Genomic DNA, 13,336 nt, shown 5'->3' on the forward strand with positions numbered 1-13,336 from the left:
TTCCAACTACGTTAAACAATGACAAAATGACGTAAAAAAAAGGGAATTACCGTAGTAATCCCCTTTTCTATAATATATTAAAAACTGACTATTTCAATTTTTTCTTAACTTCTACTTCTTGGAAAGCTTCAATTACGTCATACTCTTTAATATCGTTGTAGTTCTTAATCTGGATACCACAATCATATCCTTTAGATACCTCTTTAACATCATCTTTGAAACGACGTAAAGCAGTGAGCTCACCTGTGAAAATAACTACACCCTCACGAATTAAACGAATTCTAGAGTTACGGTAAATCTTACCATCTGTAACCATACATCCTGCAATTGTACCAACTTTAGAAATCTTGAATAACTCACGGATTTCAGCTGTACCCGTAACTTCCTCTCTTAACTCTGGAGATAACATACCTTCCATTGCATCCTTAAGATCGTCAATCGCAGCATAAATAATAGAGTAGTTTCTGATATCAATTTCTTCTTTATCAGCTAATGCCTTAGCAGAAGCCATTGGACGAACGTTAAATCCGATAATAATAGCATCTGATGCAGAAGCTAATAACACGTCAGATTCTGTAATCGCTCCAACTCCTTTATGAATAATATTGATTTGAATCTCTTCTGTAGATAATTTAGAGAATGAATCAGATAATGCCTCAACTGAACCATCCACGTCTCCTTTTAAGATAATATTCAATTCCTTGAAATCTCCTAAAGCAATACGTCTTCCAATCTCTGCTAAAGTAATATGTCTTTGTGCTCTTACAGATTGCTCACGAACTAATTGAGTACGTTTAGCAGCAATTTGCTTAGCTTCTTTCTCTTCTTCGAATACATTGAATTTATCTCCAGCTGTTGGCGCCCCATCTAAACCTAATACAGAGATAGGTCTTGAAGGTCCAGCTTCTTTTACAGAATTACCACGCTCATCGTGCATTGCACGAACTTTACCATGATTACAACCTGCTAATAAATAATCTCCTACTCTTAAAGTTCCAGCTTGAACTAAAACAGTAGAAACGTACCCACGTCCTTTATCTAAGAAAGCTTCCACTACAGTACCTGTAGCTAATTTACTAGGATTAGCTTTTAACTCTAACATTTCTGCTTCAAGTAATACTTTCTCTAATAATTCTTTCATACCAATACCCTGCTTAGCAGAAATATCTTGTGATTGGTATGTACCACCCCACTCTTCAACTAAGAAGTTTAAAGCTGCTAATTTTTCTTTAATCTTATCTGGATTAGCCGTTGGCTTATCAATCTTGTTAATAGCGAAGATAATTGGAACACCAGCTGCGGTTGCGTGACTTATCGCTTCTTTAGTTTGAGGCATGATGTCATCATCTGCCGCAATCACAATAATAACGATATCTGTCACTTGCGCACCACGAGCACGCATAGCCGTGAAGGCCTCGTGTCCTGGAGTATCTAAGAAAGTAATCTTTTGACCTCCTTCTAAAGTAACCCCATATGCACCAATGTGTTGAGTAATTCCTCCTGATTCTCCTGCAATCACGTTCGCTTTACGAACATAATCTAATAAAGAGGTTTTACCGTGATCCACGTGTCCCATTACAGTAACAATTGGAGCTCTTGGTTGTAAATCTTCTGGTCTATCTGGAGTCTCTTCAATTGCTTCATCAATATCAGCAGTTGTAAAGTCTACTTCGTATCCAAATTCGTCTGCAACGATAGTAAGAGTTTCAGCGTCTAAACGTTGATTCATCGTTACCATGATTCCTAATGACATACATGTTCCAATTACTTTTGTAATAGGAACATCCATCATTGTTGCGATCTCTCCAACAGTAACGAATTCAGTTACTTTTAATACTTTATTTCCAGCCTCTAGAGCTTTTTGTTCGTCATCTGATTTTTTACGGTGATCCGCACGTTTATCACGACGATATTTTGCAGCTTTAGATTTGTTTCCTTTACCCTGTAAACGCTCTAAAGTCTCCTTAATTTGGTTTTTAACCTCTTCTTCTGTTGGCTCAGCTTTAACAACTGGAGTATTTGGACGTTTTTGGTTGTGATTTCTATTACCAAATTTTCCACCACCTCTGTTGTTATTGTTGTTCCCAGAACGTTGATTTGCACCAGCTGGTTTATTCTTATTTTCCGTGGATGTGTTTGCACCACCTTCAGAATTTGCAGGCTTAGCTATACGTTTTCTTTTATTCTTACCTGCTGCACCATCTTTAGCATTAGCCTGGTTCCCTTTCTTAGGATCTTCTTTTTTCTTCTTAGGCTTATCAAATTGAGATAAATCAATTGTTTGCCCAGTAAAAGTAGTTCCAGAAAGCTTTTGGTAATTAGTTTTAATTACTTCATCCCCTAACTTCAGTTCTTCAGTATCTGTGTTTACTTCCACATCAACCTTTTTGTTTCCTGGTTTTTTAGATGAAGTATCTTGACCTTCTACAGAACTTTTCTGTTGTGGTTTCTCTACCTCTTTTTTAGCTTCCACTTGCTTTTGTGTGTTCGTTATTTTCGTTGCTTGTCTTTGTTCAACTTTAGCACTTGTTCCTTTTTTATCTTTAGAAACAGCGGCATCTATGTTTGAAGAATCCTTTTTTACAGATTCTTTTTTATCTGAAACAACATTCTCTACTTTTTTAGAATCACCTGAAGGAGCTTTAGTTTTCTTAGGGTCAAGATCAATCTTACCAACAGTTTTTAATGCAGCAATTTCTTCTGCTTTAGCTCTGATGATTTCTTGTTCACGTTTTATACGTGCTTCCTCTTGTTTTTTCTTCTCTTCAAGTTCCTTATCGCGCTCTTGTTTCAAAACTTCTCTTTCTTTCTTCTTCTCTTCACTTACTTCAATAGAAGCTTCCTTCTTCCCTTTATCAGCAGAAAAATTCTTACACAAAACACTATATTCCTCCTTAGAAATTTTAGCATTTGGTGTTGCGTCGATTATATCGTACCCTTTGCCTTTCAAAAAGTCTACGGCTCTATCTAGAGAAATATTTAATTCCCTTAAAACTTTATTTATTCTTATTGCTCTTTCTTCAGACATATTATCTTTTTAGTGTATTAAATGTGTTGTGTTGCAGTTATAGTAAATTCCTAGTCTTCGAACTCTTCGTTCAAAATACGAATAACGTCTTCGATCGTTTCTTGTTCTAAGTCTGTTCTTTTTACTAACTCTTCAACACCTAGGTTTAATACGCTCTTAGCAGTATCCAAACCAATCCTATTAAATTCTTCGATTACCCACTCGTCGATTTCGTCTTTGAATTCTCTTAATTCTACGTCATCATCTTCTGGGTCCAATTCGCGCATAACATCGATATCATATCCAGTTAACATTCCAGCCAACTTAATGTTCTGTCCTCCTCTACCGATTGCACGTGACACCTCTTCCAAGTCTAAGTAAACATTTGCTTTCTTATTACTCTCGTCAATTACCACTTTATTGATCTTCGCTGGCGCTAAAGCTCTCTTGATAAATAACTCTGTGTTTTCTGTATAATTGATAACATCAATATTTTCATTACCTAGTTCACGAACTATACCGTGAATTCTAGATCCCTTTACACCTACACAAGCTCCAACAGGATCAATACGATCATCATAAGTATCCACTGCAACTTTGGCTTTTTCACCTGGGATACGAACAACTTTCTTAATAGTAATTTCTCCTGACTCAATTTCAGGAATTTCTTGCTCAAATAATTTCTCTAAGAACTTAGATGTAGTTCTAGACATAACAATTTGAGGCTTAGTACCTTTTAACTCAACAGATTCGATGATACCTTTAACCGTATCTCCTTTTCTAAAGAAATCAGAAGGAATTTGTTTATCTTTCGGTAAAATGATTTCGTTCTTACCTTCATCCATTAAAATAGCGATTTTCGGACGCGCATGATGAACTTCAGCTGCGTAAATTTCACCTACTAAATCTTTAAATTGCTTATATAATGTAGTATTATCATGTTCAGTAACCTTAGAATATAGATTCTGACGTAAAGCTAAAATCGCTCTTCTGTCTAATCCCTCTAATTTCACTTCTTCAGAAACTTCTTCACCTACCTCGAAATCCGATTCGATGCGTCTTGCTTCTGATAAGGAAATCTCCGCATTTTCATCTTCTACTTCCCCATCGGCAACAACAATTCTGTTACGGAAAACTTGACAGTCTCCTTTATCTGGATTAACAATAATATCGAAATTATCATCTGATCCATACTTCTTTTTTAAAGCGTTTTTTAAAACATCTTCAAGAATTGCCATAAGCGCTACACGCTCAATATCTTTTTCGTCTTTAAATTCTGAGAATGAATCTACTAAATCTCTATTCTCCATGGGATATGTTGTTTTTAAAATGAAATTATAACTATAGCTTCTTTAATATTTTCAAAAGGAATTTCTATTTCCTTCTCCACAGTAACCTTTCCTTTTCCTACAGGCTTAGGCTCTCTGCTTTTCCACTTTAGAACGATATTATTGTCAACAACAGCATCTAGAGTTGCCTCATATTTCTCTTGATCTAAAGTAACTACCTTTAGTTTTCTTCCAATATTCTTATTGTATTGTCTAATAAACTTTAATGCAGAGGTAGCACCTGCAGAGGCAACTTCTAAAGCGAAATCCTCCTCTTCTCTATCTAAATCTTGTTCAATAGCACGACTTACGTTGATACAATCTTGTAATGTAACACCATAATCACCGTCAATTGTAACCACAACCTTATTGTCAGGAGAGATAGTAAAATCTATCAAAAACAACTCTGGATATTGCTCAAATGCCTGTGCAATTTTCTCCTGTATTTTTTGTTTTAATGTCATATGCTATAAAAAGAGGGGACAATTATGTCCCCTCATTATTTAATATTTTTAATAAATAACAGCACAAATATACGATTTATTTTATTATAAATAAAACTTTGTCTATTGATAATTATATCCTTAACTTTATTTAAACAAGAATACTACCTTGTGAACACCCAAAAAACTAGACATATGAAAAAAATTTTAGTCCCTACCGATTTTTCTGAACAAGCTTTCAATGCGATCAAGGCTGCGACAGTATTAGCTAAAAAATCTAATGCTGAAATCACTCTTTTACATATATTAGACCTACCTAGCCAAGGTAGTGACTCTATCAACGTAGGCAGTAAAATACCTGAGGTCATGTTTTTTAAGAATGCTGCAGAAAAAAAACTTAATGATTTAGCTCATGACCCTATTTTTGATGGATTAACAATTAACACAAGTTTAATACTTGAAAAAACATACCAAGGTGTAATTAAATCCGCAACAACCAATAATTGCGACCTAATTATTATGGGGTCTCATGGTACAAGTGGAGTGAAAGAGTACTTTGTTGGTTCAAATACTGAGAAAGTAGTAAGATATTCTAAAATACCAGTATTAGTAATAAAAGGAAAAGTAGATGACTTTAAGATTTCTAACTTTGTTTTTGCTTCAGACTTTAGCGAAGGAACAAAAACACCATTCTTGAAAGCCTTGAAGTTAAGCAAGATTCTACAAACTACCTTTACCTTATTAATGGTTAATACACCAAATAATTTTAAGCCTACTTATGTAGCTGAAGAAATACTAGAGGATTTCTTACAAGAGATTTCTGATTCAGAATACAACCTTGAAATATATAATGATTTAACTATAGAAAACGGAATCAACAACTTTACTAAAAAGGCAAATGCAAGTCTTATCGGTATAGCAACACATGGTCGAACTGGTCTATCTCATTTCTTTAATGGAAGCATTAGTGAAGATTTAGTCAATAGAGTCGATTGCTCAATCATTGTTTTTCAAATAGACTAAAAAATAAAAAGCGATATAGCTAGGTTTTCTTCTAACTACATCGCTTTTTACTTTACTCCTATTTAAGAAAGAGCTTATTTTATTATTTGAATATGACTCTTTGCAACTTGTTCAATTGGCAAAAAATGCTTTTTACCATCCACTAATAAACAAACATAAATATTATCAATAGCGATAACATAACCTTGAAGCTCATTTATCTTTACTAACTGCCCTAACTCTAAATTCTTTCTTGTATAGAAAGAGTAAAGTAATTGAGATACAATATCCTTAGCACCTAAACCTAAAGATAAAGCAACAGTCAATAAAATAGCTCCTACTATAATTGAAATATTATTGGTAATTATATCCGTATTAATCCCTAGTTGATTCAGAGTCGTTATTGCAACAAAAACAAAAACGAAATAAAACAGTACATTCCCAATAATTCGAGCTCCTGAAAAGTCAATTGCTTTTAATAATCCAACAACCGTTTTTTTAATCCAAGAAGCAAAATATACTCCCGCTCCAAAAATTAACAGAGCTACAAATATCTTAGGAATATAAAGCATCAAATCTCCAATCTCTTTAGAAACAACAGATAATCCAAACATTTCTGCCCCTATAACAATCATTAGGAAAATCAAGAATATTCGAAAGAATCCTATCAAAATATTCGATATGCTAATATTGAAATTTAATTTTCCTAAAAGTTCATTCTCTTTAAGTATATCATCTAGCCTCTCTAATCGGATTAGACCAAATATCTTCCTAATAATAAAACTAGTTATTTTTAGCACTGCCCAACAAATGGCCAAGTAACCTAAAGCTAGTAGTAATCCAATAGCTCCTTTAATTAAAGAACTCATGATTGAACTCATTAACTCATTTGGGTATTCAAACTTATTTAACTCCATTATTTTTTAATCTGATTTTTTTCTACGATCTCTTTTATTAACTTTTCATTCTTTTCTTTATCTACCTCACCAATAAAACTCCCAAGAGCTTGAGGTACTTTTACGGTATAAAGTTCTGAAACATCTAAAGAAAGCTTTATAAAATTCAAGTTATCTATAACCCTATCTTTCAGATAACCTGGTAGCTTTTCGTCTTGCAGTATTTTCTTAAAAGGATTTTCCATAATCACAAGGAGTTATAAATTACAATAATTTTCTTCTTTGCACGATGTAATCGCATTTTGATAGCGCTTTCCCCTTGTTCAAGTAAATCTGCTATCTCTTTTATACTTTTATCATCTTGGTACTTCATTAGGAGTACAATTCTATCTTGAGCATCTATTTCAATTAGTGCCCTTTGCAATTTCTCCACATTCATAGCAAAAATCTCTTCATCGGAAATCTCTTGCTCTGCAAAATCCAACACATCACTGTCCTGCTCGATTACATCCTCTTTCCTTTTCTTACTTAAAACTTGCTTTGTGTAGTTCACACAATGATTATAAGCAAAAGCATATATCCAGGTAGAAAGTTTAGAATCCCCTCTAAACTTTTTTAAATTCAAATATAATTTAACGAATATGTCCTGTGTTAAATCTTCCGCCACATCCCGATTTTCTGCAAACCCTAAGCACCTAGTATATACCTTTTGTGCATAACGATCATATAAAATACCGAATAAATGTGTATTACCGCTACTACAGATAAATTGAACCAAGTCCTCATCTGTCATCGAGGTAAAATTATTGTTCTCTAAATTAATTTTCATAGGGAATAATTACAGAGGCAAATGTAGTCAATAAAATTAAAAAACAATTTGCTACTTTATAGCTATAAATAACTATATTTTACCTATTTGCATTAGTTTAGCAACATACTTTCCAATTACATCAAACTCTAGATTCACTTTATCTCCTTGCTTGTAGTACTGAAATATAGTATGCTCTTGTGTATAAGGAATAATGGCTACTTTAAAAGTATTTACTCCAGAATCCACAACTGTTAAAGATGTACCATCAATTGTGATAGATCCTTTATCTATTGTAGTATGCATAGAATCTTGCTTAAATTCAAAACCATAATAAGTACTTCCATTTGCAGGCTCAATACTTACACAAGTAGCAATATGATCCACATGCCCTTGAACAATATGCCCATCTAAACGGCCATTAAACAACATAGCTCTCTCTAAATTAACATATTCCCCTTGTTTCCAATTTCCAATAGTAGTTACTAAAATAGTTTCTTTAATTGCTGTTACAGTATAAGTATTATCCTGAATACTAACTACGGTTAAGCATATACCATTATGTAACACACTTTGATCTATTTTCAATTCATCAACGAAATTACAACGTACAGTAATGTGTAAATTCCCTAACTCTTGTTCGATTTTTTCAATCTGTCCTATGTTTTCAACTATACCTGTGAACATAACTCCATTTATTTTTATTAAATTTGCTATCAAAAGTAGTAATAATTTACGACGATACTATGAGCCAAAAAACAGAAAATATTAAAGTAGGGATTTCCGTAGGAGATTTAAATGGAATTGGGGGAGAAATCATACTTAAGTGTTTTGAAGATAATAGAATGCTAGATTTATGTACCCCTATTATTTTCGCGAATTCTAAACCGTTATCCTACATAAAGAAAACCATTGGTAACAACACTCCTATTCAAGGTATAGATGACCTAGCCAATGTTATACCCAATAAAGTAAATGTATACAATATTTGGAAAGAGAATATAAACATCACCTTCGGAACCAATGATCCTATTATAGGAAAATATGCAATAAAATCTTTCACAAGTGCAACACAAGCATTAAAAGAAGGAGATATAGATGTACTTGTTACTGCACCTATTAATAAATACAACAGTTTCAATGAAGAATTTCCTCATCCTGGACATACAGATTATCTAAATGAGAATTTAGAAGGGGAAGCGCTTATGTTATTAGTAAGTGATCAACTAAGAGTTGGTTTAATCACCGATCACTTACCATTAAAAGATGTAGCTAAATCAATTACACCTGAATTAATTGAAAAAAAGGTGAAGATTATTAATCAAGCATTAATCAATGATTTCAACATCTATAAACCAAGAATTGCAATTTTAGGACTAAACCCACATGCAGGAGACCATGGTGTTATTGGACAGGAAGAAATTGAGATTATTCAACCAACTATTGAAAATTTAAATGACCAAGGCATCTTAGTATCAGGTCCATTTGCAGCAGATGGCTTTTTTGGAATGCAAACTTACAAGAGTTTCGATGCTGTATTGGCTTGCTATCATGATCAAGGACTTGCCCCATTTAAAGCATTAACTTTTGGTCAAGGTGTTAACTTTACGGCGGGGCTAGACAAGGTTAGAACCTCACCAGACCATGGGACAGCCTATGATATCGCAGGAAAGTCAATAGCAGATTCTTCTTCTTTTAAAGAGGCAATTTATTTAGCGATAGATATATATAACAACCGAAACTTCAACAAAGAAGCAGCGGCAAACCCTTTACAAACACAAGAAAAAGATTTTACTACAAAAAAAAATTGATAATTAGCTTGTAATAATAATTATTTTTTATCTTTGCACGCTCAAATCATGTATAATCATGAAAACCGAAAACAAATTTTTGATTCCATTTATAGGATTAAAAAATGGAACTCACCGGTTTGATTTCCCTATAGAAGATGATTTTTTTGAAGATTATCAATATAAGGATTTTAATAAGGTGAACGTTAATGCAGTAATTCTACTTAATAAGAAAAGCACCTTATTAGAATTACAAGTTAATATTGAAGGGACAGTTAATGTTCCATGCGATATAACAAATCAAGATTTTGACTTACCAATTGAAGGTGAGATAAAAATGATTGTAAAATTTGGAGAAGAATTCAATGACGATCATGATGAAATCTTAATAATACCGTTTACAGAACATCAAATAGATGTAAAACAGTATATCTACGAATTAATTATTTTGGGTATCCCTCAAAAAAGAATTCACCCAGGTGTACTAGACGGGTCTTTAGAATCGGAAGCTTTAGATATCTTAGGATATTATAATGAAGAGGAAGAGGATGAAGATGAAGAAGGAGAAATCGATGATCAACACGATCATGAAGATAAAGAAGAACAAGAAATTGACCCTCGATGGGCAGAATTAAAAAAACTATTAACGGATAAATAATATAGTAAAATGGCACATCCAAAGAGAAAAACCTCGAAAACAAGAAGAGATAAAAGAAGAACTCACTACAAAGCAGTAGCACCTACAATCGCTATCTGCCCTGTAACAAATGAGGCTCACTTATTCCACAGAGCTTACTGGCATGAAGGAAAACTTTACTACAGAGGACAAGTTGTAATTGACAAAACTGCTACAGTAGAGGCATAGACTTGAGAACAAAGTAAAAAAAACTCTCACAATGTGTGAGAGTTTTTTTTTGCTCATAAAAAGCCAAAAAAGACACAATTAAGCTCAAAAACGCCTCTAATTGTTTTTTTTTTTGTACTTTTCGCTTCTTTTTGGAATGTTTTTATAAAGTAAAGCAACACCATATGACAAAAATACACGCAGCCATTACAGCAATTGGTTGTTATTTACCAGAAGATAAGTTAACCAATACTGACCTAGAAAAACTGGTAGACACCAATGACGAGTGGATTACAGCACGCACAGGAATAAAAGAAAGAAGAATTCTTAAAGTTCCTGGCCAAGGATCATCTTATATGGCTATCAAAGCCGCTGAGAACTTAATACAAAAGTCTAAAATTGATCCTAAAGATATAGACTTAGTAATATTTGCTTCTGCAACCCCAGATATGCCTGTGGCAACTTCTGGAGTGTACGTAGCAACACAAATCGGCGCGACAAATGCTTTTTCATTTGATCTACAAGCAGCTTGTTCAAGCTTTTTGTATGGGATGTCGGTAGCTTCCTCTTATATTGAATCTGGAAGATACAAAAAAGTACTTCTTATTGGATCAGACAAAATGTCTTCCATTATAGATTATACAGATCGCGCTACTTGTATTATTTTCGGAGATGCTGCAGGAGCAGTTCTTTTTGAACCAAACCATGAAGGCCTTGGAGTACAAGATGAATTTTTAAGATCAGATGGTATCGGAAGAGAATTCTTAAAAATTGAAGCTGGTGGCTCTATCTTACCAGCGAGTGCAGAAACTGTAGCTAACAAACAACATTATGTTTTCCAAGATGGAAAAACTGTATTCAAATATGCAGTTTCAAACATGGCAGATGTTGGAGAAAAAATCATGCAAAGAAACAACTTGTCTCATGATGACATTAATTGGTTAGCAGCACACCAAGCCAATAAACGTATTATAGACGCTACAGCTAACAGAATGGGCTTAGACGACTCTAAAGTACTAATGAATATCCAAAAATACGGAAACACAACTTCAGCAACATTGCCATTATTATTATGTGATTTTGAAGACCAATTGAAAAAAGGAGATAATATTATATTCGCTACTTTTGGAGGTGGATTCACATGGGGAGCAATGTACTTGAAGTGGGCATATAACAAAAATTAGAAACAACAACTAACCAATACATTAGGTATGGACATTAAAGAAATTCAAAATTTAATTAAGTTCGTAGCCAAATCAGGTGCTACAGAAGTAAAATTAGAAATGGATGATTTCAAAATCACCATTAAAACAACGGAAACTGGAAATACAGAGACTACTTACATTCAACAATTACCAGTTAACTCTGTACAACAAGCTCCAGCTCAAGCTGCTGCACCTCAAGTTGTAGCTACAGCACCTCAAGCAGAGGCAACAGCTGACGAAAACTCAAAATACATTACTGTGAAGTCACCTATCATTGGAACTTTCTACCGTAAACCTGCACCAGACAAAGAGCCGTTTGCAGAGGTTGGAAAAACAATCAAACAAGGAGACGTAGTTTGTGTTATTGAAGCAATGAAACTTTTCAACGAAATTGAATCAGAAATCTCAGGTAAGATTGTAAAAGTACTTGTAGATGATGCATCTCCAGTGGAGTTTGATCAACCATTATTTTTAGTAGACCCGTCTTAAGAATAATCTAACTTAACAGGGAACAAATTTACCATAAACTAATTTTAAGGTAAAAAACTAGATTTAAAACTAAAATTTCAAAAGATGTTTAAAAAGATCTTAATTGCAAATAGAGGTGAGATTGCCTTACGTGTTATTAGAACATGTAAAGAAATGGGAATCAAAACGGTAGCCGTTTATTCTACTGCAGATGCTGACAGTTTACATGTGCGTTTTGCAGATGAGGCAGTTTGCATCGGTCCTGCACCAAGTCAACAATCTTATTTAAAGATTTCAAACATTATAGCAGCTGCAGAAATAACTAATGCAGATGCAATCCACCCAGGATATGGTTTCTTAGCAGAAAATGCTAAATTTTCGAAAATTTGCCAAGAGCATGGAGTAAAATTTATTGGTCCATCTCCAGAAATGATTGAAAAGATGGGAGATAAAGCTACAGCTAAAGCGACAATGAAATTAGCCGGAGTACCTACAGTTCCAGGTTCAGATGGTTTAATTGATTCTTTAGAAGAAGCTATTACAATCGCTAAAGAAATCGGCTACCCTGTGATGATTAAAGCAACAGCAGGTGGTGGTGGAAAAGGAATGCGTGAAGTTTATAAAGAAGCTGATATGGCTAGAGCTTGGGAAAGTGCTAGACAAGAAGCTAAGAATGCTTTTGGAAACGAAGGTATGTACATGGAAAAACTAATCGTTGATCCACGCCATATTGAAATCCAAATTATTGGAGACCAATATGGAAAAGCATGTCACCTTTCTGAGCGTGATTGTTCTATTCAAAGACGTCATCAAAAATTAACGGAGGAAACACCTTCTCCATTTATGACGGAAGAATTAAGAACAAAAATGGGAGAAGCATCTGTAAGAGCTGCTGAATTCATTAAATATGAAAACGCCGGAACAATTGAGTATTTAGTAGATAAAGATAGAAACTTCTACTTTATGGAAATGAATACTCGTATCCAAGTTGAGCACTGTATTACTGAGCAGGTTATTGATTACGATTTAATTCGTGAGCAGATTTTAGTTGCGGCTGGAACTCCGATTTCAGGTAAAAACTACACTCCGAAATTACATTCTATTGAATGTCGTATCAATGCGGAAGATCCTTTTAATGACTTTAGACCTTCACCGGGTAAAATTACAACTTTACATGCTCCAGGTGGACATGGAGTAAGACTAGATACTCACGTATATTCTGGATATACTATTCCACCTAATTACGATTCAATGATTGCTAAGTTAATTACTACTGCTCAAACTAGAGAAGAGGCAATCCACAAAATGAAACGTGCATTAGACGAGTTCGTGATTGAGGGAATTAAGACAACTATTCCTTTCCACAGACAATTAATGGATGATCCAAATTACATTGCTGGTGTTTATACGACAGCATTTATGGAATCTTTTAAGATGAAACCTCTTGAACAGGAATAATAAAAAAAGCCTACACATTTGTGTAGGCTTTTTTCATTATTACTATCCTCTTAACTTCTTTTAACTTCTTTTAACTTACTCCTACTA

Annotated in this window: 14 protein-coding genes; 7 read left to right on the plus strand and 7 right to left on the minus strand. The window is 34.0% G+C overall.

Annotated features, from left to right (window positions below; genetic code table 11):
* Nucleotides 1-88 precede the first annotated feature (88 nt).
* Genes infB through rimP form a run of 3 tightly spaced genes read right to left on the minus strand, consistent with a single transcriptional unit; the run spans nt 89 to nt 4,799 of the window.
* On the minus strand, nt 89-3,028 hold the full coding sequence (gene infB / locus ACYSNX_RS00565; protein ID WP_461752738.1) for a translation initiation factor IF-2: 2,940 nt from the start codon (nt 3,026-3,028) through the stop codon (nt 89-91).
* Nucleotides 3,029-3,078: 50 nt separating this feature from the next.
* Entirely contained in the window at nt 3,079-4,317 is a 1,239-nt protein-coding gene (gene nusA / locus ACYSNX_RS00570) for a transcription termination factor NusA (protein WP_461752739.1), read from the minus strand.
* A 14-nt stretch (nt 4,318-4,331) separates the two neighbouring features.
* Nucleotides 4,332-4,799, minus strand: a complete 468-nt coding sequence (gene rimP, locus ACYSNX_RS00575) for a ribosome assembly cofactor RimP (RefSeq protein WP_461752740.1) — start codon at nt 4,797-4,799, stop codon at nt 4,332-4,334.
* Nucleotides 4,800-4,973: 174 nt separating this feature from the next.
* Here rimP and ACYSNX_RS00580 point away from each other — a divergent pair, with 174 nt between their 5' ends.
* Nucleotides 4,974-5,801, plus strand: a complete 828-nt coding sequence (locus tag ACYSNX_RS00580; protein ID WP_461752741.1) for a universal stress protein — start codon at nt 4,974-4,976, stop codon at nt 5,799-5,801.
* Nucleotides 5,802-5,875: 74 nt separating this feature from the next.
* Here the strand turns inward: ACYSNX_RS00580 and ACYSNX_RS00585 are convergent, their stop codons facing one another.
* From ACYSNX_RS00585 to ACYSNX_RS00600, 4 genes are all read right to left on the minus strand, one after another.
* A complete protein-coding gene (locus tag ACYSNX_RS00585; RefSeq protein WP_461752742.1) occupies nt 5,876-6,697 on the minus strand; it encodes a mechanosensitive ion channel family protein in 822 nt (273 codons plus the stop codon).
* Nucleotides 6,697-6,921, minus strand: a complete 225-nt coding sequence (locus ACYSNX_RS00590) for a hypothetical protein (protein WP_461752743.1) — start codon at nt 6,919-6,921, stop codon at nt 6,697-6,699. Before ACYSNX_RS00590 ends, ACYSNX_RS00585 begins: the two co-directional genes overlap by 1 nt.
* Nucleotides 6,922-6,923: 2 nt before the next feature.
* Entirely contained in the window at nt 6,924-7,505 is a 582-nt protein-coding gene (locus ACYSNX_RS00595) for an RNA polymerase sigma factor (RefSeq protein ID WP_461752744.1), read from the minus strand.
* A 72-nt stretch (nt 7,506-7,577) separates the two neighbouring features.
* Complete coding sequence (locus ACYSNX_RS00600; RefSeq protein ID WP_461752745.1) at nt 7,578-8,171, minus strand: riboflavin synthase; 594 nt, start codon at nt 8,169-8,171, stop codon at nt 7,578-7,580.
* A gap of 59 nt (nt 8,172-8,230) precedes the next feature.
* On the opposite strand from ACYSNX_RS00600, the gene pdxA reads away from it, so the two are divergent.
* The 6 genes from pdxA to accC all read left to right on the plus strand — a co-directional run bounded on the left by pdxA (nt 8,231) and on the right by accC (nt 13,249).
* Entirely contained in the window at nt 8,231-9,295 is a 1,065-nt protein-coding gene (gene pdxA, locus ACYSNX_RS00605; RefSeq protein ID WP_461752746.1) for a 4-hydroxythreonine-4-phosphate dehydrogenase PdxA, read from the plus strand.
* Nucleotides 9,296-9,353: 58 nt separating this feature from the next.
* Nucleotides 9,354-9,932, plus strand: a complete 579-nt coding sequence (locus ACYSNX_RS00610) for a YceD family protein (RefSeq protein ID WP_461752747.1) — start codon at nt 9,354-9,356, stop codon at nt 9,930-9,932.
* 9 nt (nt 9,933-9,941) lie between these two features.
* Complete coding sequence (gene rpmF, locus ACYSNX_RS00615) at nt 9,942-10,139, plus strand: 50S ribosomal protein L32 (RefSeq protein WP_461752748.1); 198 nt, start codon at nt 9,942-9,944, stop codon at nt 10,137-10,139.
* A 164-nt stretch (nt 10,140-10,303) separates the two neighbouring features.
* Nucleotides 10,304-11,302 carry a beta-ketoacyl-ACP synthase III gene (locus tag ACYSNX_RS00620; protein ID WP_461752749.1) on the plus strand — a complete coding sequence of 333 codons (999 nt, stop codon included), beginning with the start codon at nt 10,304-10,306 and terminating at the stop codon, nt 11,300-11,302.
* Nucleotides 11,303-11,329: 27 nt separating this feature from the next.
* Entirely contained in the window at nt 11,330-11,812 is a 483-nt protein-coding gene (gene accB / locus ACYSNX_RS00625) for an acetyl-CoA carboxylase biotin carboxyl carrier protein (RefSeq protein WP_461752750.1), read from the plus strand.
* A gap of 84 nt (nt 11,813-11,896) precedes the next feature.
* Nucleotides 11,897-13,249 (plus strand): acetyl-CoA carboxylase biotin carboxylase subunit, encoded by a 1,353-nt coding sequence (gene accC, locus ACYSNX_RS00630; protein WP_461752751.1) that lies wholly within the window; start codon nt 11,897-11,899, stop codon nt 13,247-13,249.
* The last annotated feature ends 87 nt before the right edge of the window (nt 13,250-13,336 follow it).

The sequence above is a fragment of the Myroides sp. LJL115 genome, assembly GCF_054871665.1.